This window comes from Sphingomonas sp. (assembly GCF_035758555.1).
Classification (GTDB): domain Bacteria; phylum Pseudomonadota; class Alphaproteobacteria; order Sphingomonadales; family Sphingomonadaceae; genus Sphingomonas_B.
In genome coordinates, this window is the sequence record NZ_DASTXI010000064.1 from 13557 (window position 1) to 40428 (window position 26872).

Here is a 26872-nt window from a genome sequence, read left to right on the forward strand (position 1 = left end):
GACATTCCATCTTGTCCCGCAGAATGATCCTTCGCCGAGCAATGGTGTTCCGACCCAACATCTCGTACCCGCTCCCGCTCCTGCTCCTCCGCCAGAGCCGGCTCAGAAGAAAGACGGTTGATGCCGACAATATGGGGTGCGGACTGGCCTGATGCTCTCACCACGATAATTGCGGTTATTACTGCACCACTGGGACTTGTGGCGCTATTTCTAACGGGCAAAGCCCTGCGCTCGCAGAATTCATCCAACGACATCCAGACGGTTCTTACCATTTGGGACCGTCTCGATTCTCATTGGCAGAGATTTAGGACTGCAGGTGAGGAATCTGAGAAGCGCTTCGAATTTGGCCAACTCATAAGTTACTACGAGATCTCGTGTCATCTGTTCAGAGACGGAGTTCTGCGGACCACGGCCGCAGCGACCCTGAAACAACACTTGGCCGAAATACTGCCGCGCATGCGGCAGAATCTCGACTTTGCTCAATGGTTCGATGATCTCGTCACAGACGAGAGCACGTTCGAACACATACGATGGTTTTGTGGACGGTATGGGCAATCCCAATTGCCCGGCACGGCTTAGCGGGGAGCTAGCCGCGAATTGCGGTTGGCCTGCGATTTCTGAGCTGCTAGGATCCCGTTATGTTCTCCATCGCCGACCCGCTCTCTGAACCCGCGATCGACCTGCTCGCCAGTGCGCGGGGAAAGAAATTCGGGACGATCCTCGCCGATCCGCCGTGGCAGTTTCAGAACCGTACCGGCAAGGTCGCGCCGGAGCATAAGCGGCTGTCGCGTTACGGCACGATGACGCTGGACGAGATTTGCGCGCTGCCGGTCGCCGATATCGCCGCCGATCCCTCTCACCTCTATCTCTGGGTGCCGAACGCGCTGCTGCCCGAGGGGCTAAAGGTGATGGAGGCGTGGGGCTATCGCTACATTTCCAACATCGTCTGGCACAAGGTACGCAAGGACGGCGGATCGGATGGGCGCGGCGTTGGCTTCTATTTCCGCAACGTCACCGAGCTGCTGCTGTTCGGGGTGCGTGGCAAGAACGCCCGCACCCTCCCGCCCGGCCGCAGCCAGGTCAACCTGATCGCCACCCGCAAGCGCGAACACAGCCGCAAGCCCGACGAGCAATACAAGATCATCGAGGATTGCAGCTGGGGGCCCCGCCTCGAAATGTTCAGCCGCGGCAAGCGCACCGGCTGGACCGTCTGGGGCAACCAGGCCGACGAAGGCTATAAGCCGACGTGGGACACCTACAGCTACAACTCGGCCATTGCTGCCGAATAACTACCGTCGTCACCCCGGACTTGATCCGGGGTCCACCTTCTTCTTTTGGTTGGAAAGAAAGGCAGGTGGATGCCGGATCAAGTCCGGCATGACGCAACACGGTCGGATTCGAAACGCCATCAGCTATACGGCTTGCCGTTCCATGTCGCTTCGGTCGCCGCGACAATCAGGATCGGGCATGATCCCATCACACCCCTACGAACGCGCATTCTCGCTTTGTCGAATGCCGTGACCGTCGATGTCGTAAGATCGATCGGAAGCCTCGGGTTCCTCTCATCATCAGGCAATGTCGCCTGATATTCGGCCCAGAGGCGCCGCGCCAGCTGCAGCAGCGCCAGGCGATCCTTGGTGATGATCACGCCGGCGGAAATGACGCCAGCTTCAAACCATGATCGATAGGAAGCGAGATCGCGATCGAGATTCCCGTCCTTCGCGTTCCACTCGACATCCAGAACGATGCGGTTCTTGAAGTTATCGACGAGATAGCCTTCCTGATACACGGTCGGGAGCTCGCCGAGCTTTTCGCCGTCCCGCGAAAACAGGACGCCTTTCGTTTCCAGATCCAATCGCGTCTCGCGCCAGCCTCGACGGGCAAATTCCTCGTCGATCTGCGCAGCAATGTCGCCGCGATTTCCGCCCGCTTTGAGCCACGAACTCGGATCGAGACGGTAAGTCGAGAGCACCTCAACAATGTCCGCCCACTCCTGCGGGCAAACAGCTTGCATAACTGCGGCAGCAGAATTGGACTCCAGGAAAGCCCAATGATCCCTTGCCACTCCTGGAAGAACCGCGGGGAGATCATACGTGAAGGTCTCGAACATCCCCGCGTTATGCAGGACCGGCAGGTGAAAGCAAAAAGAGAGCTTTCAGCGAACCCTTGGTGCACTTTCCCGGATAATGGCACACTCGGCAACGGCTCGCGTTTCTGCTCCGTGCCCCACGTCCAATCCGAAGCCGTCGCGCAGATCGAGTACGACGCACCCTCGCGCACGCTGTTCGTGCGGTTCACCAGCGGCGAGTGGTACAGCTATTTCGACGTGCCCCCATGCGTCTGCGCCGCGTTCGAGGCAGCGGACTCGCACGGCCGCTTCTTCCAAGACCACATCCGCGACCGCTACGCCTATAAGGGGCCGCTGGAAGTGTCCGCCTGAATGCTAAGCGCAGCGTCCGCTCAGCCTTTGTCGGGCGGCCGATAGCCCAGCGCCTCCAGGTCGATCCCTTGCGCCATCAACCGCTCGGCATCTTCGGACGTGCCATAGCGGGCGAGTGCGTGGACAGGATCGCGCTCGATCTCCTCCCGCACCATGTCGCGCGGCAGCGGACCGGCTTCGGCACGCCGCCGCTCGCGCTTGCGCCGGCGCCGCTCGCGATCCTGCCGGATCAGCGCCCGCTCTTCGGGAGACAGGCTGGCCTGATACAGCATGCCCGCCATAGCGAGCGCCAACAGGAGGAGGTATATCCAGAGCATGGCCGAGCAAGTCTAGCGCATCGCCCTCGGCGTGCAATCCGTTCGCCTTACCTCGACCGGGCGCTGTCAGCTTGACCCGCCCCTTTCCCCTCCCGTAACTATGGTCGCACCAATCGGAGTGGATATGTCGGAGATTGTTGCCCGCTGATCGACGGGCTGGGTCAAGAGCCCAGCGGCCGTCGGGCATGCGTGACGCGCGCGGCGGGCTGAGGCCCGGCGCGTCGGGCGTCGCGCGGGTCTCACCGTCAGCAACGGGCCTTCTCCACTTGAACATTTCCAGACACGAACAGCGCGTGCTGCACGCGCTCGCGCTCGGCGGCCGCATCGTGCACCGCCGCTGTCCGCAATCCGGCAAGATCGTCGCGGTCGATTGCTTCACCCGCGAAGGCTTCGTCCTCGCCGATTGCACGCCCGGCGTGTTCCGCCGCCTCAAACGCCGCCGCCTGATCGCGAGCCAGGGCGGCCAGCCCTACCGCATCAGCCGCGTCGGCCTCGCGGCCGTCCGGCCGCAATTGGACCAAAGGTAAGGGTTCGCGCAGAGGCGCGGAGGCGCAGAGAGGTCGTGCCCGATCAGGCGCCCGGGCAAATCGCCGGCGGCTGTGCCGGTTGCGGCCCGTCCGCGCCTTCGCGCCTCCGCGCGAAAAAAATCTGTCCTACACGCCTGCCGCTGTGCCAGGTTCGCCGCGGCTCATTCTCAGTGTCGATCGACTCCGGCGCGCGCGGCTTCGCGGGGAAGGGGAGATTTTCCGGAATCCATGTGAATGTCACCAAGGTCGTCCACCTCGTCCATGTCGTCCGCTTCGCGCGCCTGAACGAAAAACGGGCCCGGAGCCTGCGCCCCGAGCCCGTTTCCGTTTCCTAGGCTGAAGCCCGGCGTTACGCCGCGACGCGCGCGCCTTCCGGCAGCGCCGCCTTCACCTGGGCGACGATCGCCGCGAAAGCCTCGCCTTCGTGCATCGCGATGTCGGCCAGGACCTTCCGGTCCAGTTCGACGCCGGCCAGCTTCAGGCCGTGCATGAACACGCCATAGGTCAGGCCTTCGGCCCGGGCGGCGGCGTTGATGCGCTGGATCCAGAGCGCGCGGAAATTCCGCTTCTTCACCTTGCGGTCGCGATAGGCGTACTGGCCGGCCTTTTCGACCGCCTGGCGCGCGATGCGGATCGTGTTCTTGCGACGGCCGTAATAGCCCTTCGCCTGATCCAGAATGCGCTTGTGCTTCGCCTTCGTCGTGGTGCCGCGTTTGACACGTGCCATGGTCGGTCCTCCTTACTTCAGGCCGTAGGGGGCCCAGGCCTTCACCGTCGCCGTGTCGGCGTCGGAGAGGACGGAGGTGCCGCGGTTCTGGCGGATATATTTGCCGTTGTGGCTGATCAGGCGGTGGCGCTTGCCGGCCACGCCGTGCTTCAGCTTGCCGGTCGCGGTGATCTTGAAGCGCTTCTTCACACCGCTCTTCGTCTTGAGCTTGGGCATTTTCGTCCTTTCGAATGTTCGACGATTATGGACGGCCACGGCAGCCCACACTGGCCGGGCAGTCCTTCCTTATCGCGAAGCGGCGGCTCCTAGCGGCGAAGCAGCGGAATTGCAACCGGAAGCGGCGCAAAGGGGTTGATCCCCGTCATGAACGAGATGGCCCGGCCCGGCGCCTTCGAGGAAGCGCGCCCGATCCATCGCGATCCGGTCACCACGGCGGTCGCGAGCCTGGTCGCCGTGCTCGCAACGATCGTCGGCCTGATCCTGCTCGCCTGGACGGTGCTCTACGTGACCAAGGGGCGGTTCCTCAAACACACGTTCGAGAAATATGCCAGCCGGGCGGCGCTGCGCGACGTCCGTGTCGCCGGCGATTTCCAGTTCTATTTCGATCCGATCGACATCAAGTTCCTGGCCGAAGGGCTGACGATCACCAATCCGAAATGGGCGAAGGAGCCCTATTTCCTGAAGTCGAAGCTGATCGACAGCGACATCAAGACGATCCCGCTGATCTTCGGCCAGCAGCGCGCCGACTGGCTGATGCTGCTGGGCGGCAACCTCGACCTGCAATGGAGCCCGGACGGCAGGCAGAACACTTGGACCTTGGGCAAGCCGACCGGCAAGCCGCTCGAGCTGCCCGACATCCGCCGCGCGCTGATCCAGGGCACGCGCATCCGCTATTCGGACCCGCGGATGCAGCTGTTCGCGGATATCGGCGTCGACACGGTCCGCGCGCAGGACACGCGCTTCGCCAGCAATATCCGCTTCTCCGGCGAGGGGCGGCTGCGCGACCGTCCCTTCACGCTTTCCGGCAGCCTCCTCTCGCCGAACGAGACGGTGACCGGCGGCAAGAACCGGTTCCGGCTGCACGCGGAGGCCGCGCGCACGGTGCTCGACGTATCGGGCACGTTGCCGGGCGCGACGCGGATCGAGGACGCGCCGCTCGACTTCCGGGTGCATGGCTACAATCTCGCCAACCTGTTCGACTTCATCGGCGTCGCGGTGCCCGATACCCGCGCGTACAATCTGCGCTCCGCTCTGATGAAGCATGACGACGAATGGCGCTTCACCCGGCTGCGCGGGCGGTTCGGCAACAGCGATCTGGCCGGGCGGCTGACCGTCGCGATGAAGGACCGGCTGAAGCTCGACGCCAACTTGGCGACGCAGAGCCTCGACATGGTCGATGCCGGGCCGTTCATCGGCTACGATCCCGAGCGGCTCGACGCCACCGGCGGCAAGGTGGTGCGGACCGAAGGCGGCACGCCGCGCGTGCTGCCAGACGCGCCTTTGAAGGTCGACGCGATCAGAGGCTTCGACGCCGATGTGCACTGGACCGTGAAGCGGGTGCGCGGCGACACCTGGCCGGTCTCCAACATCGATCTGACGCTCGACCTCGACCACAGCCTGATGAAGCTGTCGCCGCTGACCTTCGATCTGGATCGCGGCCATGTCTCGTCGGACATCTCGATCGATGCGCGCCGGCGGCCGGTCTTCACCGATCTCGACCTCCGCCTGTCGCCGACGCCGATGGGGCGGCTGCTGAAGGGCTTCGGCGTCGAGGAAGCGGGCACGACCGGCACGCTGAAGGCACGGGTCAAGCTGGAAGGACCCGGCGACAGCATCCGCAAGTGGCTGGGCAGCTCCGACGGCCGCATCGCGATCATCATGCCGAAGGGGTCGCTCTGGGCCCGCAACGTGCAGCTGTCGGAGCTCGATATCGGCACCTTCATCTGGAAGATGTGGGAAAAGAAGCTGAAGGAACCGGTCGAGATCAATTGCGGCCTGATCGCCTTCACCGTGCGGAACGGCATCGCGGCGGCGGACCCGATCCTGATCGACACGAAGAAGAACGTGATCCTGGGCCGCGGCGGCTTCAGCTTCAGGAACGAGGCGCTGGACCTGCGCATCCGCGCCGACGGCAAACGCTTCAGCCTGTTCTCAGGCCAGAGCCCGGTCGGCATCGGCGGCTATTTCGCGGCGCCCAGCCTCGACGTGATCAGCCCGCAGCTGATCGCCCGCGGCGGCGCCGGGCTGGGTCTGGGCGCCGTCGTGTCGCCGCTGGCCAGCGTGCTCGCCTTCGTCGATATCGGCGACGCGAAGGCGGCGGCGTGCGGACCGGTGCTCGCCGGTGCTCATGCCAGTGCCCAGCGGACAAAGGGCGGCGAACCGCGCGACGATGTCGGCAAGGGCACGACCGCCAAATCCGAATCGGGCGACCGCTCGCGCGAGGCCCGGCACAAGCAGCGCAAGAAGTTCCTGGGTATCTTCTAGCGCTAACTGCCGGGGTAGGCTTTCGTCTTCAGCAGGGAAGCGAGGTGCGCCGCGTTCGACGCGGCCGCCCTGGCCGTCGCGGCGATCTTGTCGGGCACCTGGGGCAGGTCTTTGAAGTCTACCTTCCCCATCGCTTCGCCGACCCAATAGGTCGCGGCGGCCGCGGGCACCGTGAAGCCGACATCGTTCAGTGCCTGCAGCAGGGAGGCGGTGATGCTGTGGGCGCCGTCCTCGTTGCCGACGATGCCGACCAGCGCGACCTTGCCGTAAGCCGGTGTGCGGCCCTGGCCGTCCGTCTCGCTGAAGAAGGCGTCCATCCGCTCGCAGACGCGCTTGGCGACGCTCGACATCTGGCCCAGCCAGACCGGCGTGCCGAAGATCAGGATATCGGCGGCAAGGATCCTGGCGCGGATCGCGGGCCAGGCGTCGCCGGCGCCTTCGTCGGACTTGACCCCCGGCTTCACGTCGTGAGCCGCGACGCGGATCGTCTCGGTCAGCCCGATATCATGCTTCGCGAGTTCGCCGGCGATCAGGCCGATCATCCGGTCGGTGGAGGAAGCACCCTCGGGCTTGAGGGTGCAGTTGAGCGCAATTGCAGTAAGGGCCATGCCCGGCAGACGCGCGGGCCGGCGATGGGGTTCCTATCCCTCGTCCGCCGTGTCGTCTGCCGAAGTGAGATAATAGGGCTCGACCGGGCCGCTGAGCTTGATCGTCAGCGGGCGGCCGTGGCGGTCCATTTTCTTGCCGAGCGCGACGCGCACCCAGTTTTCCGACACCGAATATTCCTCGACATCGGTCCGCTCGGCGCCCTTGAAGCGGATGCCGATGCCGCGGCCGAGCACGTCGGCGTTATAGTGCGGGCTGCGCGGGTCGTTCGAAAGGCGGTCGGGTGGCGTGTCGGTCATGGCCGCGCCTTTAGCCGCGAGCCCTAGGCTGCCGCAAGCGCGGCGACGCGGGCATTTGCGGTCCGAAGGTCTTCCACGAACTGCGCATATTCGCGCTCCTTGTCGGCCTTGTCACGCAGCCGCAGCAGATAGCTCGGGTGGATCGTCACCCAGCATTCGCCGCCCTCCAGCTTCAGAGCGCGCCCGCGGGTGCCGGAAATCGTCACCACCTTGTGCAGCAGGGAACGCGCCGCAGTCGCACCCATCGCGACGGTGACAGGCGGACGGATCAGCAGCCGCTCCTGGTCGATCCACCAGCGGCAGGCGTCGATCTCGGGTCCGTTGGGCTTGGAATGAATGCGGCGCTTGCCGCGCTGCTCGAACTTGAAATGCTTGACTGCGTTGGTGACGTAGGTGGTGCGGCGGTCGATCCCGGCCTCCTCCAGCGCCCGATCCAGCACCTCCCCGGCCGGGCCGACGAACGGATGTCCGGCCAGGTCCTCCTGGTCGCCCGGCTGTTCGCCGACCAGCATCAGCTTTGCGTTCATGCCGCCTTCGCCGAACACCGTCTGCGTTGCGCATTCATACAGATGGCAGCGCGTGCAGCTCGCCGCTTCTTCGCGCAGGGCTTCCCACGCCCTCTGGCTGTTGCTCACCACGCCGGATCAACGCCGCGGCGGGCGGGAAGGGTTCAGGCCTGTGCTTCCGGCGGAGCCGTCAGCTTGCGGACGAAGCCGATCAGGCCGGTCTGGCGGCTGCGTTTCAGGCGTTCGGCCTGCAGGATCGTGCGGACCTGCTCGAAGCAGCGGACGGCATCGTCGTTGACGAGCACATAGTCATAGCCGTCCCAGTGGCCGATCTCGCTGGCCGCGCGCGCCATCCGCGCATCGATCACCTCGTCGCTGTCGGTCGCCCGCGCGCGCAGCCGCCGCTCCAGCTCCGCCATCGAGGGCGGCAGGATGAAGACGCGGACCACGTCGCCGCCGGCCAGCTGATGAAGCTGCTGGGCGCCCTGCCAGTCGATGTCGAACAGCACGTCGTTGCCGGACGCGAGAATCTCGTCGACCGGCTTGGCGGGTGTGCCGTAGCGATGGCCGAACACGTGCGCCCATTCGAGGAACTCGCCGGCCGAGGCCATTTCCTTGAAGCGCGGCAGGTCGACGAAATGATAATCGACGCCGTCCTGCTCCCCCGGCCGAATCGCGCGCGTGGTTGCCGAAACCGACATGCGGAGCAGTGGGTCGGCCTGAAGCAGCATCCGCGAAATGGTCGACTTGCCCGCGCCCGAAGGCGAGGACAGCACGAACAGCACGCCGCGGCGGCGGAATTTATGGGGATCGTCGGTGCGCGAGGAAAGCAGGGTCTGCGGACGAAGCATGGCCGCTCGTGGCGCGGAGTCGGGCTGAGGTCAACATATCTGGCCCGCAACCAAGCCTCCACTCGTCCTGAGCGGAGCGCGGAGAGCGCAGTCGAAGGTGCGCCCCTCGACTTCGCTCCGCTTCGTTCGGGACGAGCGATGAACGGAACTAAGCGCTTTTTTTCTCTTTCCGCCTGTCCATTGCCTTCTTGGCGACCCATGCGCCGCCAAGCACGAGGCCGAGCGGGCCCAGCCGCCTCATCGCACCGGCGGCCAGCACGCCCAGCACCGCGCCCTTGCCGCCCTCGCCGTGACGGTCGCCGATCTCCTTGCCGACCAGCGCGCCGATTACCTTGCCGATCATCTCAATCTCCTTGTTTCGGCAGGGAAACGCCCGAGCGGGCGGCTTTCTCCGCAAGGCCGGACACACCTTCGCGCCGATCGAGTTCGGCGAGGACGTCCTCGAAACCGAGGCCGAGACTTTCGAGCAATACGGCCAGATGGAAGACCAGGTCCGCCGCTTCGCCGGTCAGCGCCTGTGCGTCGCCGCGCGTGGCGGCGATCACTGCTTCGACGGCTTCCTCGCCCACTTTCTGCGCGATCCGGTCGCGGCCTTTCGCAAACAGCCGGGCGATATAGGATGCCTCCGGATCGGCGACGCGGCGGGCGCGGATCGTCGCGGACAGGCGGGTCAGGCGATCGTCAGTCATGGGAACGCACCGGATAGCCGGCCGCGCCGAGCGCCGCGTGCGCTTCGGCGATCGTGTGGCGGCCGAAATGGAAGATCGAAGCGGCAAGCACCGCCGAGGCATGGCCATCGCGAACGCCTTCGACCAAATGGTCGAGTTCGCCGACGCCGCCGCTCGCGACGACCGGGATCGAGACCGCATCGGCGATCGCGCGGGTGAGGGCGATGTCGTAGCCGCCTTGCGTGCCGTCCCGGTCCATCGAGGTCACGAGCAATTCGCCGGCGCCGAGTTGGGCGAGCCGCAGGGCGTGCTCGACAGCGTCGATGCCGGTGGCGTTGCGTCCGCCATGGGTGAAGACTTCCCAGCGCCCGCGCTCGACGCCGCGGGCATCGATCGAAGCCACCACGCACTGGCTGCCGAACCGGTCGGCAATCTCGGCCACGACTTCGGGCCGGCTCACCGCCGCCGAGTTGACCGCGACCTTGTCGGCGCCTGCGAGCAGCAACGCGCGGGCGTCCTCGACCGACCGCACGCCGCCGCCGACGGTCAGCGGCATGAAGCAGACTTCCGCCGTGCGGCGGACGACCTCGACCATCGTGGCGCGCCCCTCGTGGCTGGCGGCGATGTCGAGAAAGCAGAGCTCGTCGGCACCGGCTGCGTCATAGGCGCGTGCCTGCTCGACCGGATCGCCGGCATCCGCCAGATCGACGAAGTTGACGCCCTTCACGACACGCCCGTTCGCCACGTCCAGACAGGGGATGACGCGAACGCGAACGGTCATCGCGCCGCTGCGATCGCCTGGGCGAGGTCGAGCCGCCCGTCGTAGATGGCGCGGCCGGCGATCACGCCCTCAAGCCCCGGGCATGCTTTCAACGCGTGGATGTCCTCGATCCCCGCGACGCCGCCGCTCGCGATCACCGGCAGCAATTGTGCGGCCGCCAGCGCGGCCGTCGCCTCGACATTCGCGCCTTTCAGCAGGCCATCGCGACCGACATCGGTGAACAGCAACGCGGCAACGCCAGCGTCTTCGAAGCGGCGGGCAAGATCGATCACCGGTACGTCCGATACGTCCGCCCAGCCCTGCGTTGCGACCATGCCGTCGCGCGCGTCCACGGCGACGACGATCCGGCCGGGAAAATCGCGGGCGGCCTCGTTCACAAGGTCCGGATCGGTCAGCGCCGCAGTGCCGATCACGGCACGGTCGATACCGAGACGGAACCAGCGCTCCAGGCTGGCACGCGAACGGATGCCGCCGCCGAGCTGGATCTTGCCCGAAAAGGTAACGCCGATCGCGCGCACCGCGTCGCCGTTGACGCTTTCGCCGGCGAAGGCGCCGTCCAGATCGACGACGTGCAGCCAATCGGCAGCGGCAGCGGCGAACCGCTCCGCCTGCGCCGCCGGATCGTCAGCATAGACGGTAGCGCGCGCCATATCGCCCTCGGCCAGGCGCACCACCTGTCCTGACTTCAGGTCGATGGCAGGAAAGACGATCATGGCGTCCACTCCAGGAATCGGGCCAGCAGCGCCAGCCCGTAGCGCTGGCTCTTCTCCGGGTGAAACTGCACGCCGATCATGTTGTCGCGCCCGATCGCCGCGGCACGCGGGCCGCCGTGATCGGTCTCGGCAAGCAGGTCCTCTCCTTCATAGGCGAAGCTGTGCAGGAAATAGGCTTCGCCGGCAGCGATCAGCGGATGCGGCTGGGTGGGGCGAACGTCGTTCCAGCCCATGTGCGGGACCTTCAGGTCCGGTGCCGGGTGGATCGCCCGAACCGTGCCGCGACACCAGCCGAGACCGCGCGTCTCACCATGCTCCTCGCCGCTTTCCGCCATCAACTGCATGCCGACGCAGACGCCGAGGAACGGGCGGGCAGCGCGCTGCACTGTCTCATTCAGAGCATCGATCATGCCCGGTATGGACGTGAGTGCCCGCATCGCCGCGGCAAACGCGCCGACACCGGGCAGCACGATGCGATCGGCGGCGAGGACAGCGGAAGGATCGGCGGTCACCTCTACCCGCTCTGCGCCCGCCGCGTTCAGCGCGTTCCACACCGACCGGAGGTTTCCAGCCCCATAGTCGATCAGGGCGACGCTGTTCATCCGAGCAGGGCGGCCAGGCCGGGCGCCGCCATCGATGCGGTGAAGGGGATCACTTCGGCGGTCGCGACGCCGCTCGTGATAAACGGATCGGTCGCGGCAATCGCATCAACCGACTCCTTTTCGCCGCGGAAGAGGATTACGCCACCCGTCCGTGGGGCTCTGCGCCCGGAGGCCAGCACCCGTCCCTCCGTATAAAGGCGGCGCAACCATTCGATATGCTGGTCCAGCCGCGCATCGACCGCATCGAGATCGTGTACATAGGTGAGCACAACGACGCACAGGGTTGCGTCGGCGCGAACGGCCGCCTCCGAACTCACAGCACACCTTTGGTGCTCGGCACCGCGTCGGCCTTGCGCGGGTCGATCTCGATGGCGTCGCGGAGGGCGCGCGCGAGCGCCTTGAAGGCGCTTTCGACCAGATGATGGTTGTTGCGGCCGTAGAGATTTTCGACGTGAAGCGTCAGGCCGGCGGTCTGCGCGAAGGAATGGAACCAGTGCTCGACCAGCTCGGTATCCCATTCGCCCAGTTTCTCCTGGGTGAAGGCGAGCTTCCACACCAGGAACGGCCGGCCGGAAATGTCGACCGCGGCGCGGGTCAGCGCTTCGTCCATCGGCGCATAGGCTGTGCCGTAGCGCACGATACCGCGGCGGTCGCCCAGCGCCTTCGACACCGCTTCGCCGATCGCCAGCGCCGAATCCTCGGTCGTGTGGTGCTGGTCGATGTGCAGATCGCCATCCACCGACAGATCGAGATCGATCAGCGAATGCCGCGAAAGCTGCTCCAGCATATGGTCGAGGAAACCGATACCGGTCGCCACCCGATAGGTGCCGGTGCCGTCCAGATCGATGGTGACGGCGATCTTCGTCTCAGCCGTGTTTCGGTTCACCGTCGCCTTGCGCATGAAAATCCCCATGCGAACAACTGTCCCGCATTGCAACATGGCTTGACCGGTTCGATGCCAAGGCTACGAGTCCGTTCATGAGCGAGACTCCGCCCGACAGCCTGATTCCGTACGACGAGATCGTGCAGGAAGCGCTGCGCGCCGTGGTCGGCCGCGTGCTAGGCGAGGTCGAGCAGACCGGCGGACTGCCGGGCGACCATCATTTCTACATCACGTTCAAGACCGCGCATCCAGGCGTCGAGATGCCGCGTCATCTGTCCGAGCGCTTTCCGGACGAGATGACGATCGTGCTCCAGAACAAATTCTGGGAGCTGAAGGTTGCCGACAAGCACTTCGAAGTGGGGCTTTCGTTCAATCAGGTGCCGGCCAAGCTTTCGATCCCCTTCGCGGCCGTGACCGGCTTCGTCGATCCGGCGGTCAATTTCGCGCTGCAGTTCCAGGCCCAGGGCGATGAAGGCGGGCCCGAGCCGCACGAACAGGCTGAAAATGACGGTCCGACCGTCACGCCAGCGGAGGACGGCTCGAACGTCGTCACCGTCGATTTCGGGCGGAAGAAATAAGTCCAGCTAACGCCGGACGGGGTTCCGTTCGTGCCTGACGATGCCGTCCGGCAGCCTGATCCAGGGGTGCTGATCCTCGCACCACACGGCTTGCTCCGGCATCGGAAAGTCCGGATCGGCGAAGGCGCCGGCAGCGACGCCGATCAGCGCGGGAAGTCGCGCGGGCTCCCACCACAGGTTCGTGCCGCAATCCGGGCAGAAGAAGAACGCGACGTCCTGCCCACTGGCCGAGCCGCGCGTGAAGCGCTTCGCCGTGCCGGCCGTGACGGTTACGTCCTTTCGGGGAAAGAAGGTGGCAATGCTGAACGCGCTGCCGGTCCGCCGCTGGCAATCGCGGCAGTGGCACAGCGAGACTTTGAGCGGCTCACCCTCGCAGCGAAGCCGCAGCGCGCCGCAATGGCATTGCGCCTCACGCGCCGCCGCCTCCGTCAAAACCAATTCCCTTCGCGGAACCACTTGGTCACAATATATTTGACGCCGGCCTTCACCGTCTGCCCCGCATGCGCGGCATAGAGGTTGGGCGCGCCTTTCGCGTCCATGTTGTTCCACATCAGCAGCATGCCGGTCCGCGGATTGACCGTCAGCCCGGCCGCGTCGAAGCCGGTCTCGCCGCCTGACTCGGGTTGGTTGAGGAAGATCATCGCGGTCCAGGTGCGCTGGCCGCCGCTCTTCTCCTGCTCTGCCCAATACGCCTGGTCAGTGTGGAAGAAATCGTGGTGCGTGCGGAAATACTGGCCCGGCGCATAGCGCTGGCCCTGCAGCGTCTCGCCATGCCGCTCCGGCAGCCCCATCAGCTCGCAGATGCGCAGGTCGATCGCGCGGACGCGCTCGTCCCACCGGTTCAGGTTGCAGCTGTCGCTGGTGCGGAAATTGTCGTCGTGCGAATCGGACAGCAGCGTGGACGGCTGCCGGTCGCGCTCGATGTGCTGGATCAGATAGGAACAGTCGGCGAGCGAGAGGAATTGCTCGACGTACCAGAGCGTCAGGCCAGGGCTGCGGACGGACTGGACCCCGGCGGCGGCGGCGAGGCGGACCCCAACCTCGGCGCCGATCCGGGCCCGCTCGGGCGATGTCTGAAGGGCGAACTGCTCGGGAGTCATCGTGCGAGTCCCTAGCAGCGCGACGAAAAAAAGGGAGCCGGATCGCTCCGGCTCCCCGTCGACTTACCAGAAGAAGTCGTAGACCGCGTCGACCACTTGGCCGGTGCGCACATCGACGAGCAGCGCGTCGTCATAATAGCGGACCCAGCGATAGGGGCCGTAGGCCGGCGGCAGCGAATACTGGAACGGATCGTCGATCCAGTAGCTCTGCGCGAACAGCGGCGCGCTCAGGATCACGCCCAGCGAGAACCGGTTGTAGCCGTGGCTCCAGCCCCGCGGCGCGTAATAGCGCGGGAAGCGATAGCTGCCGCGGTGGCTCTGGCGCCACTGCTGCCAATTGTAGCGCGAATCGCGCCGCCAGTCGCGGCTCCAAGCGCCGCGGTTGTTCCAGCGGAAGCCATCGCGGTTCTGCCACTGGTTGCGGTCGCGCTGCCAGTCCTGCCGGTCGCGCTGCCACTCGCGACGGTCCTGCTGACGGTCGCGGCGGAAGTCGCGGCGATCCTCGGCACGGTCGCGGCGGAATTCGCGCACGTCGCCCGCCCGGTCGCGGCGGTATTGCTGGCGGTTGGCATAGTCGCCCTGTCGCCAGTCGCGCCGGTCGTCCCGCCGTTCCTGCCGGAAATTCTGGCGGTCTTCGCGGCGCTCCTGACGGAAGGCCTGGCGATCTTGGCGCCGTTCCTGGCGGACTTGCTGGCGCGGCGCTTCGCGGCGCTGTGCCTGGGCTGCCGGCCGAGCGGCCCGGCGTTCGCTGGCGACAGTCCGTTCCGGTGCCGGCTGGAAGCCGCCTCCGCCGATGTCGCGTCCGTGTTGCGCGAATGCCGGCGTCGTCAGCGTAGCCGCGGCCAATAATGCGGCGATCAGCTTGCGCATCTGTCTCATCTCCTCACCCCCGCAGCCAAGCGCTGCGACATTGAACCCGTTGTGCGCCCCTGTCGATGAGTCGTGGCTGAACCGCGTTGAAAGCTAAGCGAAAGCTAGCGACGGGGCGTGAGCGCAGGGACGGCATGCGCAGCGCCCGCGGGGTCGATGCCCGGCGGGGGCGCGCCGACCAGTGCCTCCCCTTGAGCGACGCGCGCTGCGCGCTGAACCGCCTCGCGCAGCCGCGGATAGATGCCGCAGCGGCAGATATTGGTCAGACCCGCATCGATGTCAGCGTCTGTCGGCGCGGGCTTGCGCTTCAGCAGCACCGCGGCCGCCATCACCATGCCCGGGATGCAATAGCCGCACTGCGTCACGTTGAGCGCGGCGAACGCCTGCTGGACCGGGTGGCTGCGGTCGCGCGACAGACCTTCGATCGTGGTCACGAACCGGCCCTCGCACGCGGCGATCGAGACGCGGCAGCTGGCCACCGCCTCTCCATCGATGTCGACAATGCACGCGCCGCACTCGCCGGTGCCGCAGCCATATTTGGTCCCGGTCAGGTTCGACGCGTCGCGCAGCGCCCAGAGCAGAGGCGTCTCGGGATCGAGCAGATATTCGACCGGCTGGTTGTTGACGGTGAACTTGGTCATGCCGGCCAAGGCTTAGCGCGACGGCGCCCAAAGCGAAACGCAGCGTTTCCGCCGGGGTCGTTGCGAGGCGCCGGGACAAAACAGATATCCTAGTCCATGAAACTGCCCACCTTCTTCATTCCGCATGGCGGCGGGCCGTGCTTCTTCATGGACCCTAACGGCGGCCCGCCCGACCCGATGTGGCAGCCGATGCAGGACTATCTGGCCGGACTGATCGACAGTCTGCCCGAGCGGCCGCGGGCCATCCTGCTCGTGTCCGGTCATTGGGAAGAGCCGCAGGTCACCGTCCACACCGGCACCCAGCCCGAGCTGCTCTTCGACTATTACGGCTTTCCCGAACACACGTATCGGCTGCGCTGGGACGCGCCGGGCGCGCCCGCTGTCGCCCAGCGGGCGAAGAGGTTGATCGAGGCGGCAGGCTTTGCGGTCGCCGAGGATGCCGAACGTGGCTGGGATCACGGCGTGTTCATCCCGATGAAGGTTGCGGTGCCCGGCGCGGACATTCCGCTCGTTCAGCTTTCGCTCCGCTCCGATCTCGACCCTGAGGCGCATGTTGCGATCGGGCGAGCGCTGGCGACGCTGCGCGATGAAGGCGTGCTGATCGTCGGATCGGGCATGAGCTTCCACAACCTGCGCGAGCGCGGTCCGCATGTGACCGAACGCGCCGACGAATGGGATGCAGCGCTGACCGGCGCCGTCACCGAACCCGATCCGGGGCGCAGAGCCGAGCGGGTCACCGCCTGGGACCGGCTGCCGCATGCCCATTTCGCTCACCCTCGCGAGGAGCACCTGTTGCCGCTGATGGTTGCGCTGGGGGCCGGTGGAAAAGATCCGGCGCGAGTCGATTTCACCGGCCATGTGCTGGGATGGACGGTCAGCGGCTACCGCTTCGGCTGAGCTTCACTCCCGCCAGCTGGTGTCGATCTTGTCGACCCGGCGCACCATCGCGTCGAAATCGGCGCGGCCGGCGCCGCCGGGAATCTGCACCTTGGACAGATCGCGCTGGTGCACTGCGACGACCTCCGGCGGGATGGTCAGCGGCTTGCCCATCGATAGCGTCGCCAACTGGATTTCACACGCGCGTTGCAGCGACCAGTGCTTGATGAACGCCTCCGGCAGCGTGCGTCCCATGACGAGGATGCCGTGGTTCTTCAGCAGCATCGCCCGCTTGTCGCCGAGATGCTCGATCAGCCGCGCGCCTTCCTCGGAACGGACGGTGACGCCCTCGAAATCGTGATAGGCGATCTGGCCGATGAAATTGGCCGCGTAGAAGTTGACCGGCTGCAGTCCGCCTTCCAGCGAGCTGACCGCCATGCCCGCGGTGGTGTGCGTGTGCATGATGCAGTGCGCGTCGGACAGGTTGCGGTGAAACACGCTGTGCTGGACGAAGCCGGCCAGGTTCACCGGATAGGGATTGTCGTCCAGCTTGTTGCCGTCGATGTCGATCTTGACCAGGTTCGACGCCTTCACCTCGCTGAAGTGCAGGCCGAACGGGTTGATCAGGAACGCGTCCTCCTCATCCGGCACCTTCACCGTGATGTGGTTGTAGATCATCTCGTCCCAGCCGAGCATCGCGAACACCCGATAGCAGGCGGCGAGTTCCTGCCGGGCTTTCCATTCGGATTCGCTCATCTGGGAATTGCGCAGCACCGCGGTCGCCATCATGCTCTCCTTTTCCGCTCGACTATCGCATGCGGGTCCGCCGCTCGCAATCGAGCCGGCCGCGTCGCATGCGAAACAATCGCGCGTCCGTTGCGGAACCGTTGCGGCCTTTTGAGCGTCTAACCTCGCAGTTCAACACTGGCGATTGCAAACAATAGACTGTGGGTTCGGACAGGAGGACGCAATGAATATCATCGTTTGGCTCGTCGTTGGCGGCATCATCGGCTGGCTGGCCAGCATCATCATGCGTACGGATGCGCAACAGGGTATTTTCCTGAATATTATCGTCGGCATCGTCGGCGCGTTTATCGGCGGCCTCGTCTTTTCGGGCGGCTCGATCAACAGTTCGGGTCTGACTCTCTATTCATTCCTTGTTTCGCTGCTGGGCGCGGTTGTCCTGCTGGCGATCGTCAATCTCTTCCGCCGCGGCAGCGTCCGCTAACAAGGGCGCGCATCGGGAAGGGTGTTTGGGGCCGGGCATTTGCCCGGCCCTTTTCTTATTGGAGTTCGAACCGCACGGAGAGATTGACGTGCAGTTCCTGCTCGCCGGGCAGGATTTTCGAGCGGGCGGATTCGGCGACCATGCCCTGCGCGCGCATCATGATCGGCACCGGATGCGGCATCTCGACCGTGCTTTCGCTGATCGACAGGATGCGCTTGACGCTGAGGCCGGCGGCGCGGGCATAGAGTTCGGCGCGGGCGCGGGCCTTCTTCATGGCGTCCAGCCGCGCTTCGTCCATCGCCGCCGCCGGATCGTCGAGGCCGAGATCGGGGCCGTTGATCTGGTTGGCTCCGGTCGCGACCAGCGCGTCCAAAACGGAGCCGGCCTTGCCGATGTCGCGGAATTTGACGGTGACCGTGTTGGTCGCCTGATAGCCGGTGATCACCGGCGGCTGGTTTTCGGCATAGCGATATTGCGGCTGCAGCGAGATGCTGGCGGTGCGCACGTCCTTGTCGGCGATGCCTGCACGCTTCAGCGCCGCGATCACCCGGTCCATCCGCGTCGCATTCTCCCGCATCGCCCCGGCTGCATCGGCCGCCTGGGTGACGACGCCAGCGGTGATCGTCGCCAGATCGGGCGTGCGCGTCGATTCGCCATCGGCGCTCACCTCCAGCACGGTTCCGGTGAGCGTCTGCACCGGAACCGGCATGGCCTGGGCAAAGGCCGGCCCGGCGGCGAGCGTCAGTGCCAGGGTGGCGATGGATTTCATAATCATGCTCCTTCGTCTGTTTTCGGCGCTCCTGATGGCGGACTTCCCCTGCACCCGGCCTTAACCGGTGTGTCTTCCTTCCGCAGCGTCATGCCCCTACATAGCGCGCCGCGCGAATACCCAGACCAATTGTTCCGGCACCGCACGAATTGCGTTTTCCGGTCTTGAGGCGGGTGACTTATTGATGTAACACAGCTCCGAGAAACGATAACCGCCGGGGCGGAAGGTCTGTGAACATGAACTACGAAACGAGCTTCCGGTCCGACGAGACCGTCACGCCCATTGACGGCGATGCCGCGCCGCGGCGGCGGCGCGCGCTGATCATCGGCGCGGTCGTGGTCGTGCTGGCGGTCGCGTTGGCCTTCTTCATGTTCGGCCGCAAAGACGAGACGGCGGGTCCTGCGGCCGCGCAGGGAGCCAAGGCGCAGGCGCCCGAAGTCACGGTCGTGACGCCGGGCCGTCAGCCGGTTGCCGGTACCGTCTCCGCGACGGGCACGATGGCCGCGCGGGTCGACATGCCCGTGGGCGTCGCCGGCGAAGGCGGCGAAGTGACGCGCGTGCTGGTCCAGCCGGGCGACTGGGTCCGTGCGGGCCAGGCGCTCGCGACGATCGAGCGCTCGGTGCAGACCCAGCAGAGCGCCGCGCTCGAGGCGCAGATCAACGTCGCCCGCGCCAATGCCCGGCTTGCCGAGCAGGAGCTGGCGCGCGCGCAGCAGCTGGTCGGCCGCGGCTTCATTTCGAAGGCCGATGTCGACCGCAAGCTCGCGACCCGCGACCAGGCGAATGCGCAGGTCCGTGTCGCAGAGGCGCAGTATCGCGAATCGCTGGCCCGTACCGGCCGGCTCGACATTCGCGCGCCGGCCGCGGGGCTGGTGCTGACCCGCGCGGTCGAGCCCGGCCAGGTGGTCGGCGCCGGCAACGGCGCGCTGTTCCGCCTTGCCAAAGGCGGCGAGATGGAGCTGCGCGCGCAGCTGTCCGAGACCGATCTTGCCAAGGTCCATGTCGGCGCGCCCGCGACCGTGACCCCGGTCGGCTCGGCCGAATCGTTTCACGGCCAGGTGTGGCAGGTCTCCCCGGTGATCGACCCGCAGACCCGTCAGGGCGTCGCGCGCATCGCGCTGTCCTACGATCCGGCGCTGCGGCCCGGCGGATTCGCGCAGGCGGAGATCGTGACCGGCCAGACCGACGCGCCCGTGCTGCCCGAATCGGCAGTGCTGAGCGATCAGAGCGGCAACTTCGTCTATATCGTAGACGCCAACAACAAGGCCCAGCGCCGCTCCGTCAAGACCGGCCAGGTCAGCGAGAAGGGTATCGCGATCGTCAGCGGCCTGACCGGCAACGAGCAGGTCGTGCTGTCGGCCGGCGCGTTCCTCAATCCGGGCCAGACGGTGAAGCCGCACCGCCAGGCCGCCGGCCGCTAAGACCAGGGACAGCCTCATGAGCTTCCGCAACGTCTCCGCCTGGGCGATCCGGAACCCGGTTCCGCCGATCGTCTTGTTCGTCGCGCTGACGCTGGCCGGCTTCATCAGCTTCATGCGGATGGACGTGAACCAGATGCCGGACGTCGCCTTCCCCGGCGTCACCATCTCGGTCAATCAGCCGGGTGCGGCCCCGACCGAGATGGAGACGCAGGTCACCCAGCGCGTCGAGGCGGCAGTGCGGGCGATCAGCGGCGTCGAGGATATTTCGTCCAGGGTCGACGAAGGACAGAGCTTCACGATCGTGCAGTTCACGATCGGCACGCCGGTCGACCGCGCGGTCAACGACGTGCGCAACGCGCTGGCGCAGATCCGCAGCCAGCTGCCCGACGGCATCCTTGAGCCGCAGGTGACGCGGATGGACGCGGATGGCGGCCCGATCGCCTATTTCAGCGTCCAAGCCACCGACATGACGCTGGAAGAGCTCAGCTGGTATGTCGACAACACGGTTGCCAAGCAGCTGCTCTCCATTTCCGGCATGGCTGCGGTGCAGCGCGGCGGCGGCGTCAGCCGCGAAATCCGCGTCATTCTCGATCCGGCCAAGCTGCAGGCGCAGGGCCTGACCGCGGTCCAGGTCAACCAGGCCATCCGGCAAGTGAACATGAACGCCGCCGGCGGCCGCGCCGAGATCGCGGGCGCCGAGCAGTCGGTGCGCGTGCTCGGCAATGCCCGCAACGCCTATGAGCTGGGCCAGACCCAGATCGCCGTCGGCAACGGGCGCACCGTCAAGCTCGCCGACGTCGCCGACGTGCGGGATATGTATGGCGAGCAACGCAATCTCTCGCTGATGAACGGCCGCCAGGTCACCAGCTTCTCGATGACCAAGGCCAAGGGCGCCTCCGACGTCACCGTCTACGACGAAGCGATGAAGGTGCTGGACAAGCTCCAGAAACAGAATCCGAAGGTCACGTTCAAACAGCTCTACACCAGCGTCGAATACACCAAGGGCCAGTATCACAGTTCGATCGACGCGATGATCGAGGGCGCGGTGCTGGCGGTGCTGATCGTGTTCCTCTTCCTGCGCGACTGGCGCGCGACGATCATCTCGGCGCTCGCGATCCCGCTGTCGGCGATCCCGGCCTTCTGGTTCATGGACATGATGGGGTTCACGCTGAACACCATCTCGCTGCTGGCGCTGAGCCTCGTTGCCGGCGTGCTGGTAGACGACGCGATCGTGGAGATCGAGAACATCGTCCGCCACATGCGGATGGGCAAATCCGCCTATCAGGCGGCGATCGACGCCGCCGACGAGATCGGGCTGGCGGTGCTTGCGACGACGATGTCGATTGTCGCGGTGTTCCTGCCGGTCGGTCTGATGCCGGGCATTTCGGGCCAGTTCTTCATCCAGTTCGGCATGACCGTCGTGATCGCGGTGCTGCTGAGCCTTGCTGTCGCACGCCTGATCACGCCGATGATCGCGGCGTATTTCCTGAAGGCGCACGGCCAGGCGTCGCACGGCGAGGGCTGGATGATCGACCGCTATATGTCGATCCTGTCCTGGTGCGTGCGCCACCGCTGGAAAACGGTGCTGATCGGCGGCGGCGGCGCATTCGCAGCCACGATCTTCGCTTTCGCGACGCTGCCGATGACGTTCCAGCCGACGATCGACCAGGATTACAGCCAGGTGCAGATCGAAATGGTGCCGGGCAGCACGCTCGAGCAGACCCGCGCGCTGACGGAACAGGTGTCGGAGATGCTGACTGCCGACACGGCCGAGGTCGACGCGGCGTTCGCGGACGTCAACCCGACCCAATCGACCATTTATCTGACGTTGAAGAAGGACCGGCCGATCTCGAGCGTGGAATGGGAGCGCAAGACCGCGCCCAAATTCCAGGAAATCGCCGACGCGCGCGTGAACTTCCAGTCGCAGTCCGGCGGCGGTTTCGGGCGTGACATCATCATCATGCTGGGCAGCGACGATCCGGTGAAGCTGGAAGCGACCGCCAACAAGCTGGTCGCGGAAATGGCGACGATCCCCGAGCTGCGCGCGCCGCGTCCGGCGGGCGACCTGAAGCGGCCGGAGATCATCATCCACCCGCACATGAACCTTGCCGCCGATCTTGGCGTCACCACCCAGGCGCTGAGCCAGACGATCCGCATCGCGACGCTGGGCGATATCGACCAGAACAGCGCGAAATTCTCGCTGTCCGACCGCCAGATCCCGATCCGCGTCGCATTGAGCGAAGACGCCCGGAAGGATCTGTCGACGATCCAGAACCTGCCGGTGCCGACCAGCAACGGCGGCTCGGTGCCGCTGAAGGTGGTCGCAGACGTGAAGTTCGGGGCCGGGCCGACGACGATCCGTCGCTACAACCAGATCCGCCGCGTCGTTGTCGGCGCCGACCTCGCGCCGGGCGTCGTCACCAGCGACGCGATGAAGAAGCTGAATGCCCTGCCGACGATGAAAGCGATCCTCGACGGCAAGATCGAGGGCGTGCAGAAGATCCAGGCCGGCGACAGCAAGTTCCAGATGGAGATGATCAACAACTTCATCATTGCCGTGATCTCGGGCGTGCTGCTGGTCTTTGCGGTGCTGGTGTTGCTGTACAAGCGCGTGATGCCGCCGTTCGTGAACATGGGTTCGCTGCTGCTGGCGCCGTTGGGCGGCGCGCTGGCGCTGCACCTGGTCGGCATGCCGATCTCGATGCCGGTGTTCATCGGCCTGCTGATGCTCCTCGGCATTGTCGCCAAGAACTCGATCCTGCTGATCGACTTCGCGATCGAGGAGATGTCGCACGGCGTGCCGAAGTTCGAGGCTATCATGGACGCCGGTCACAAGCGCGCCCAGCCGATCGTGATGACCACGGTCGCAATGGTCGCCGGCATGATCCCGACGGCGCTGTCGCTGACCGGCGACGGGGCGTGGCGCCAGCCGATGGGCATCACCGTGATCGGCGGCCTGATCCTGTCGACGCTGCTGACGCTGGTGATCGTGCCCGCGGCCTTCAGCCTGGCCGATAGCTTCGAGAAGTGGCTGGGCCCCAAGCTTGGGCGGGTGCTTACCTTCAAGCCCGGCGACGATCGGCCTTCGCACCAGCCGGCGGAGTGACCGCACGACCCCCGCCACCGGCTCCATTCGGGTGCGGGGGTTGAACCAACCGCGACGCCGGGCTTTGGTGAGTCGATGACCGCGCCGCCCGCCTTCGTGACCCGCACTGCGAACGGCCCGCGGCGAATGCGGATCGTCGCGACCGGCCTGCTGGTGCTGATGGCGGGCGTATTCTTCGCCGCCCGTTCGCTGGAGGCCGTTCACCCCGGCTGGGGGTTCGTCCGCGCCTTTGCCGAGGCGGCGATGGTCGGCGGCCTGGCGGACTGGTTCGCCGTCACCGCGCTGTTCCGCCACCCGCTCGGGCTGCCGATCCCGCACACGGCCATCATTCCGCGCAACAAGGACCGGATCGGCGACACGCTGGCGGCGTTCCTGAAGGACAATTTTCTGATTCCCGGCGTTGTCGCGCGGCGGATGCGCCGGGTCGACGTCGCAAGCGCGGTCGGCCGCTTCCTCGCCACCCCGCCCGAAGGGGAAGGCCGCATTCGCGAGACCGGCACGCGCCTGGTCGCGGACGTGATGGAGGCCCTCGATCCGGAGCGGCTGGGCGGCATGATCAAGGACGCGATCGACCGCCGCATGCGCGCGGTGGACCTCGCTCCGATCCTGGGTCAGGCCTTGCAGGCGGCCATCGCCAAGGACCGGCACATTCCGGTCCTCGAAGGACTGATCCGCTGGGCTGCGCGCACGCTCGATGCGAACGAGCATCTGATCCGCCAGATGATCCATGACCGTGCCGGGTCGATCCTGCGCTGGACCGGTCTGGACGAGACGCTGGCGGACAAGATCATTGATGGTCTGATGCGGCTGCTCGACGACATGGCGGTCGATGCGGGCCACCCGGTCAGGATGCGTGCCGAGGACGGGCTCGCGCGGCTGGCCGAGGACCTGCAATTCGACCCGGTGATGCGGCGCCGCATCGCCGAAATCCGCGACGAGTTGCTCGACAACGAGGCGATGCGCCGCTGGATCGACGGTTTGTGGGAACAGGGCCGTGCAGCCTTGCTGCGCGCGGCGCGCGACCCGCGCTCGGCAATGGGCGGAAAGTTCGGCGACGCGCTCCGCCAACTCGGCGAGACGCTGCAGCAGGATCCCCGGCTGCGGGTCACGATCAACCGCTTCGCGCGCCGCGCCGCGGTCGGCTTCTCGGCGCGCTATGGGGCCAGCGTCGTTCGGCTGGTCAGCGACACGGTGCGCAGCTGGGACACGCGCACCGTCACCCAGCGCCTGGAGGACGCGGTCGGGCGCGACCTCCAGTATATCCGTGTCAACGGCACGCTGGTCGGCGGGCTGGTCGGCCTCGCGATCCACGCAATCGAGGTCTGGCTGCGCTGACTTTTGACAAGCCGGCGGTTCGTCCCCATCTTGTCATCATGTCTACCGCCCCTCGCTTTGCGCGTCATCGCGTGCATGGGAGCCAGAGCGCCGCACGCGCCTGACCCCCCGCGGGCGCGTGCCCGGCGGGGATTATTCGAGACGATCATTCCGGGGATTTCAATGAAGACGACCAATGTTACGCGCCGTGTTGCGCGCCCGCCAGTGCATCTGATCGACAGCGAATGCGATCGGCTGGTCGACCTTGCGCTGCAGGCGGAGGGGCGGAACCCGGCTGTCGCCGCGATGCTGCTTGGCGAGATCGAGCGCGCCGAGACGCATCGCGCCGAGGCCCTGCCGCCGGGCACCGTGACAATTGGGTCAGAAGTCGATTTCCTCGACGAGGGCACGCATCGGCTGCGTACGGTCACGCTGGTGATGCCGGGCGAAGCCGATATCGAGGCGGGCCGGGTCTCGGTGCTGACGCCGGTGGGTGCTGGGCTGATCGGCCTGCGCGAAGGTCAGGCGATCGACTGGCCCGACCGCGACGGCACGCCGCACCGGCTGCGGATTCTGGCGGTCAGGCGCCCCGACTGATCAGCCGTCGCCGTCGCGCTCGATCTCGGCGCCGACTGCGGACAGCTTCTCTTCCAGCCGCTCATAGCCGCGATCGAGGTGGTAGACGCGGCGGACCTGCGTCTCGCCCTTTGCGGCGAGGCCGGCGATGATCAGGCTCATCGACGCCCGCAGGTCCGTCGCCATCACCGGCGCGCCGTTCAGCTGCTCGACGCCGCGGACGACCGCAGAGCGGCCCGTCACCTGGATGTCGGCGCCCATCCGCGCGAGTTCGGGCACGTGCATGTAACGGTTCTCGAAGATCGTCTCGGTCAGCACGCTTGAACCCTGCGCAAGGGTCAGCATCGCCATGAACTGCGCCTGCATGTCGGTCGCGAAGCCCGGATAGGGCGCAGTCGAGAGCGTCAGCGGCTTGAGCGGGCCATTCGCCGTGACTTTCAGCCCGTCGCGGTTTTCCTCGACCTGAAGGCCAGCTTCCTGCAGCGCAGTCAAGGTCGCGCGCATTTCGCTGGCGCGGGCGCCGGCCAACTCCAGCGAGCCGCCGGTAATGCCGACCGCGCAGGCATAGCTGCCCGCCTCGATCCGGTCGGGCATCACTGCATAAGTGGCGCCATGCAGTTCCTTCACGCCGTTGATCACCAGAGTCTCGGTGCCGATCCCGTCGATCCGCGCGCCCATTGCGGTCAGGCAGCGGCAGAGGTCGACGATCTCGGGCTCGCGCGCGGCATTCTCGATCGTGGTGCGGCCGGAGGCAGTGACTGCCGCCATGACGGCATTTTCGGTCGCTCCGACCGAGACGATCGGAAAGGCCACGTTGCCGCCCGGCAGCCGCCCGCCGGGAGCGATCGCGCGGACATAGCCGGCGCTCATCTCAAGCTTGGCGCCAAGCGCTTCCAGTGCCTTCAGGTGGAGGTCGATTGGCCGGTTGCCGATCGCGCAGCCGCCGGGCAGCGACACGGTCGCTTCGCCCGCGCGCGCGAGGATCGGCCCCAGCACCAGGATCGACGCGCGCATCTTCCGCACGATGTCATAGGGCGCCATCGTCGCGGTGAGGTTGGTGGCGCGCATCGTCATCACGCGTCCGAAATCCTCGGGCCGCGTGCCCTCGATGGTCGTCGACACGCCGAGCTGGTTGAGCAGGTGGCCAAAGCTGTCGACATCGGCCAGGCGCGGCAGGTTCCGCAGTGTCAGCGGTTCGTCGGTCAGCAGCGCGCAGGGAAGCAGCGTCAGCGCCGAATTCTTCGCGCCGGAAATCGGCAGGCGCCCCTCGAGCGGCCTCCCGCCGCGAATGATGATGCGGTCCATGGGGGCGTCCTAGCGGCTGGCTAGGAGCGCGCAAGCGTCACGCCTTCTCCAGCGTGCACTGGAGCGGATGCTGGTTCTGGCGGGCGAAGTCGATGACCTGGCTGACTTTGGATTCGGCGACTTCGTAGGAGAAGATGCCGCACACGCCCACGCCCTTCTGGTGGACGTGGAGCATCACGCGGGTCGCGTCCTCGATGCTCATCTTGAAGAAGCTCTGCAACACCAGCACGACGAACTCCATCGGCGTGTAGTCGTCATTGAGCATCAGCACTTTGTAGAGCGACGGCTTCTTGGCCTTGGCGCGGGTGCGGGTGGCGACGCCGACTCCGGTGCCGGCATCCTCGTCCTGCCCCTCGCCTGCCATGAGCGTGGGGCGGTCGGTCATGTGGAAATCCGTATCACGCATGGCGGAACGCAGAATATGGCAAGCCGGCTCCGCGGGGCAAGGGCCAGCGCCTGCCGTTAACCGCACAAACCAAAACGGCCGCCCCAGGGGGAGGGGCGGCCGTCGGATTCGACCGGCTCAGGAGGGGAAGGGAGAGCCGGCCGTGAAAGCGTACGCTACGGTTACGCGGCAGCCTTGAACTTCTCCGCCGCAACGGCGAAGCGGTTCGAAATCGGCTGGAACACGTCGCCGGCGACCTTCAGCAGCGTCTCGCTGTTCTTCGAGGTCTCGGCGATCAG

33 protein-coding genes and 1 pseudogene are annotated in these 26872 nt (G+C 66.2%); 11 read left to right on the forward strand and 23 right to left on the reverse strand.

Annotated features, from left to right (window positions below; all coding sequences use genetic code 11):
* Window positions 1-638 precede the first annotated feature (638 nt).
* A complete protein-coding gene (locus VFT73_RS03755) occupies window positions 639-1289 on the forward strand; it encodes an MT-A70 family methyltransferase (protein ID WP_326408817.1) in 651 nt (216 codons plus the stop codon).
* A gap of 119 nt (window positions 1290-1408) precedes the next feature.
* On the opposite strand, the gene VFT73_RS03760 is transcribed toward VFT73_RS03755, so the two are convergent.
* Entirely contained in the window at window positions 1409-2110 is a 702-nt protein-coding gene (locus VFT73_RS03760; protein ID WP_326408818.1) for a BglII/BstYI family type II restriction endonuclease, read from the reverse strand.
* 111 nt (window positions 2111-2221) lie between these two features.
* Between VFT73_RS03760 and VFT73_RS03765 the strand changes: the two genes are divergently transcribed.
* Window positions 2222-2440 carry a KTSC domain-containing protein gene (locus VFT73_RS03765; RefSeq protein WP_326408820.1) on the forward strand — a complete coding sequence of 73 codons (219 nt, stop codon included), beginning with the start codon at window positions 2222-2224 and terminating at the stop codon, window positions 2438-2440.
* Between the two features lie 20 nt (window positions 2441-2460).
* On the opposite strand, the gene VFT73_RS03770 is transcribed toward VFT73_RS03765, so the two are convergent.
* On the reverse strand, window positions 2461-2721 hold the full coding sequence (locus VFT73_RS03770) for a hypothetical protein (protein ID WP_326408822.1): 261 nt from the start codon (window positions 2719-2721) through the stop codon (window positions 2461-2463).
* Window positions 2722-3023: 302 nt separating this feature from the next.
* On the opposite strand from VFT73_RS03770, the gene VFT73_RS03775 reads away from it, so the two are divergent.
* Complete coding sequence (locus VFT73_RS03775; RefSeq protein WP_349255488.1) at window positions 3024-3284, forward strand: YjhX family toxin; 261 nt, start codon at window positions 3024-3026, stop codon at window positions 3282-3284.
* 349 nt (window positions 3285-3633) lie between these two features.
* On the opposite strand, the gene rplT is transcribed toward VFT73_RS03775, so the two are convergent.
* On the reverse strand, window positions 3634-4011 hold the full coding sequence (gene rplT, locus VFT73_RS03780) for a 50S ribosomal protein L20 (protein WP_157028010.1): 378 nt from the start codon (window positions 4009-4011) through the stop codon (window positions 3634-3636).
* Window positions 4012-4023: 12 nt separating this feature from the next.
* Window positions 4024-4227 (reverse strand): 50S ribosomal protein L35, encoded by a 204-nt coding sequence (gene rpmI / locus VFT73_RS03785; protein WP_046349202.1) that lies wholly within the window; start codon window positions 4225-4227, stop codon window positions 4024-4026.
* 147 nt (window positions 4228-4374) lie between these two features.
* Between rpmI and VFT73_RS03790 the strand changes: the two genes are divergently transcribed.
* Complete coding sequence (locus VFT73_RS03790; RefSeq protein WP_414712783.1) at window positions 4375-6495, forward strand: AsmA family protein; 2121 nt, start codon at window positions 4375-4377, stop codon at window positions 6493-6495.
* Window positions 6496-6497: 2 nt separating this feature from the next.
* Here the strand turns inward: VFT73_RS03790 and VFT73_RS03795 are convergent, their stop codons facing one another.
* The 11 genes and pseudogenes from VFT73_RS03795 to hisB all read right to left on the reverse strand — a co-directional run bounded on the left by VFT73_RS03795 (window position 6498) and on the right by hisB (window position 12422).
* Window positions 6498-7103 carry a flavodoxin family protein gene (locus VFT73_RS03795; protein WP_326408826.1) on the reverse strand — a complete coding sequence of 202 codons (606 nt, stop codon included), beginning with the start codon at window positions 7101-7103 and terminating at the stop codon, window positions 6498-6500.
* A 33-nt stretch (window positions 7104-7136) separates the two neighbouring features.
* The gene (locus VFT73_RS03800; protein WP_326408827.1) at window positions 7137-7400 is read right to left on the reverse strand and encodes a DUF3297 family protein; all 264 of its coding nucleotides are present in this window, start codon (window positions 7398-7400) and stop codon (window positions 7137-7139) included.
* A 23-nt stretch (window positions 7401-7423) separates the two neighbouring features.
* Window positions 7424-8032 (reverse strand): annotated as a pseudogene (locus VFT73_RS03805) (UdgX family uracil-DNA binding protein); the annotation flags it as partial.
* A gap of 38 nt (window positions 8033-8070) precedes the next feature.
* Window positions 8071-8757, reverse strand: coding sequence for a guanylate kinase (gene gmk, locus VFT73_RS03810; RefSeq protein WP_326408828.1), 687 nt, complete (start codon window positions 8755-8757; stop codon window positions 8071-8073).
* 148 nt (window positions 8758-8905) lie between these two features.
* The gene (locus tag VFT73_RS03815; RefSeq protein WP_326408829.1) at window positions 8906-9100 is read right to left on the reverse strand and encodes a hypothetical protein; all 195 of its coding nucleotides are present in this window, start codon (window positions 9098-9100) and stop codon (window positions 8906-8908) included.
* A gap of 1 nt (window position 9101) precedes the next feature.
* On the reverse strand, window positions 9102-9446 hold the full coding sequence (locus tag VFT73_RS03820) for a phosphoribosyl-ATP diphosphatase (RefSeq protein ID WP_326408831.1): 345 nt from the start codon (window positions 9444-9446) through the stop codon (window positions 9102-9104).
* Entirely contained in the window at window positions 9439-10206 is a 768-nt protein-coding gene (hisF, locus tag VFT73_RS03825; RefSeq protein ID WP_326408832.1) for an imidazole glycerol phosphate synthase subunit HisF, read from the reverse strand. Before hisF ends, VFT73_RS03820 begins: the two co-directional genes overlap by 8 nt.
* Entirely contained in the window at window positions 10203-10919 is a 717-nt protein-coding gene (gene hisA, locus VFT73_RS03830) for a 1-(5-phosphoribosyl)-5-[(5-phosphoribosylamino)methylideneamino]imidazole-4-carboxamide isomerase (protein WP_326408833.1), read from the reverse strand. Before hisA ends, hisF begins: the two co-directional genes overlap by 4 nt.
* Complete coding sequence (hisH, locus tag VFT73_RS03835; protein WP_326408834.1) at window positions 10916-11521, reverse strand: imidazole glycerol phosphate synthase subunit HisH; 606 nt, start codon at window positions 11519-11521, stop codon at window positions 10916-10918. Before hisH ends, hisA begins: the two co-directional genes overlap by 4 nt.
* Window positions 11518-11838, reverse strand: coding sequence for a YciI family protein (locus VFT73_RS03840; RefSeq protein WP_326408835.1), 321 nt, complete (start codon window positions 11836-11838; stop codon window positions 11518-11520). The genes hisH and VFT73_RS03840 overlap by 4 nt, the downstream gene beginning before the upstream one ends.
* Window positions 11835-12422: an imidazoleglycerol-phosphate dehydratase HisB gene (gene hisB / locus VFT73_RS03845; RefSeq protein ID WP_326408836.1), complete on the reverse strand. Its 588-nt coding sequence runs from the start codon at window positions 12420-12422 to the stop codon at window positions 11835-11837. The genes VFT73_RS03840 and hisB overlap by 4 nt, the downstream gene beginning before the upstream one ends.
* A gap of 77 nt (window positions 12423-12499) precedes the next feature.
* On the opposite strand from hisB, the gene VFT73_RS03850 reads away from it, so the two are divergent.
* Window positions 12500-12982: an SspB family protein gene (locus VFT73_RS03850; protein WP_326408838.1), complete on the forward strand. Its 483-nt coding sequence runs from the start codon at window positions 12500-12502 to the stop codon at window positions 12980-12982.
* A gap of 6 nt (window positions 12983-12988) precedes the next feature.
* On the opposite strand, the gene VFT73_RS03855 is transcribed toward VFT73_RS03850, so the two are convergent.
* From VFT73_RS03855 to VFT73_RS03870, 4 genes are all read right to left on the reverse strand, one after another.
* Window positions 12989-13414, reverse strand: a complete 426-nt coding sequence (locus tag VFT73_RS03855) for a GFA family protein (protein ID WP_326408839.1) — start codon at window positions 13412-13414, stop codon at window positions 12989-12991.
* The gene (locus VFT73_RS03860) at window positions 13411-14082 is read right to left on the reverse strand and encodes a 2OG-Fe(II) oxygenase (RefSeq protein ID WP_326408840.1); all 672 of its coding nucleotides are present in this window, start codon (window positions 14080-14082) and stop codon (window positions 13411-13413) included. The genes VFT73_RS03855 and VFT73_RS03860 overlap by 4 nt, the downstream gene beginning before the upstream one ends.
* Window positions 14083-14145: 63 nt before the next feature.
* Complete coding sequence (locus VFT73_RS03865) at window positions 14146-14952, reverse strand: RcnB family protein (protein WP_326408841.1); 807 nt, start codon at window positions 14950-14952, stop codon at window positions 14146-14148.
* Window positions 14953-15056: 104 nt separating this feature from the next.
* Window positions 15057-15593: a (2Fe-2S)-binding protein gene (locus tag VFT73_RS03870; protein ID WP_326408842.1), complete on the reverse strand. Its 537-nt coding sequence runs from the start codon at window positions 15591-15593 to the stop codon at window positions 15057-15059.
* A 96-nt stretch (window positions 15594-15689) separates the two neighbouring features.
* Between VFT73_RS03870 and VFT73_RS03875 the strand changes: the two genes are divergently transcribed.
* The gene (locus VFT73_RS03875) at window positions 15690-16490 is read left to right on the forward strand and encodes a class III extradiol ring-cleavage dioxygenase (RefSeq protein WP_326408843.1); all 801 of its coding nucleotides are present in this window, start codon (window positions 15690-15692) and stop codon (window positions 16488-16490) included.
* 3 nt (window positions 16491-16493) lie between these two features.
* Here the strand turns inward: VFT73_RS03875 and VFT73_RS03880 are convergent, their stop codons facing one another.
* The gene (locus tag VFT73_RS03880) at window positions 16494-17255 is read right to left on the reverse strand and encodes a class II aldolase/adducin family protein (RefSeq protein WP_326408844.1); all 762 of its coding nucleotides are present in this window, start codon (window positions 17253-17255) and stop codon (window positions 16494-16496) included.
* 184 nt (window positions 17256-17439) lie between these two features.
* Here VFT73_RS03880 and VFT73_RS03885 point away from each other — a divergent pair, with 184 nt between their 5' ends.
* Window positions 17440-17697 (forward strand): GlsB/YeaQ/YmgE family stress response membrane protein, encoded by a 258-nt coding sequence (locus tag VFT73_RS03885; RefSeq protein WP_326408845.1) that lies wholly within the window; start codon window positions 17440-17442, stop codon window positions 17695-17697.
* A gap of 55 nt (window positions 17698-17752) precedes the next feature.
* Here the strand turns inward: VFT73_RS03885 and VFT73_RS03890 are convergent, their stop codons facing one another.
* Window positions 17753-18472 (reverse strand): SIMPL domain-containing protein, encoded by a 720-nt coding sequence (locus VFT73_RS03890; protein WP_414712784.1) that lies wholly within the window; start codon window positions 18470-18472, stop codon window positions 17753-17755.
* A 230-nt stretch (window positions 18473-18702) separates the two neighbouring features.
* Between VFT73_RS03890 and VFT73_RS03895 the strand changes: the two genes are divergently transcribed.
* From VFT73_RS03895 to rnk, 4 genes are all read left to right on the forward strand, one after another.
* Window positions 18703-19887: an efflux RND transporter periplasmic adaptor subunit gene (locus tag VFT73_RS03895; RefSeq protein WP_326408847.1), complete on the forward strand. Its 1185-nt coding sequence runs from the start codon at window positions 18703-18705 to the stop codon at window positions 19885-19887.
* A gap of 16 nt (window positions 19888-19903) precedes the next feature.
* On the forward strand, window positions 19904-22993 hold the full coding sequence (locus VFT73_RS03900) for an efflux RND transporter permease subunit (protein ID WP_326408848.1): 3090 nt from the start codon (window positions 19904-19906) through the stop codon (window positions 22991-22993).
* Window positions 22994-23068: 75 nt separating this feature from the next.
* Complete coding sequence (locus VFT73_RS03905; protein ID WP_326408849.1) at window positions 23069-24328, forward strand: DUF445 domain-containing protein; 1260 nt, start codon at window positions 23069-23071, stop codon at window positions 24326-24328.
* Between the two features lie 162 nt (window positions 24329-24490).
* Window positions 24491-24904 carry a nucleoside diphosphate kinase regulator gene (rnk, locus tag VFT73_RS03910; protein ID WP_326408850.1) on the forward strand — a complete coding sequence of 138 codons (414 nt, stop codon included), beginning with the start codon at window positions 24491-24493 and terminating at the stop codon, window positions 24902-24904.
* Here the strand turns inward: rnk and murA are convergent, their stop codons facing one another.
* Window positions 24905-26188 carry a UDP-N-acetylglucosamine 1-carboxyvinyltransferase gene (murA, locus tag VFT73_RS03915; RefSeq protein WP_326408851.1) on the reverse strand — a complete coding sequence of 428 codons (1284 nt, stop codon included), beginning with the start codon at window positions 26186-26188 and terminating at the stop codon, window positions 24905-24907. It lies immediately after the preceding gene.
* 37 nt (window positions 26189-26225) lie between these two features.
* Complete coding sequence (clpS, locus tag VFT73_RS03920; protein ID WP_326408852.1) at window positions 26226-26573, reverse strand: ATP-dependent Clp protease adapter ClpS; 348 nt, start codon at window positions 26571-26573, stop codon at window positions 26226-26228.
* Window positions 26574-26872: the final 299 nt, after the last annotated feature.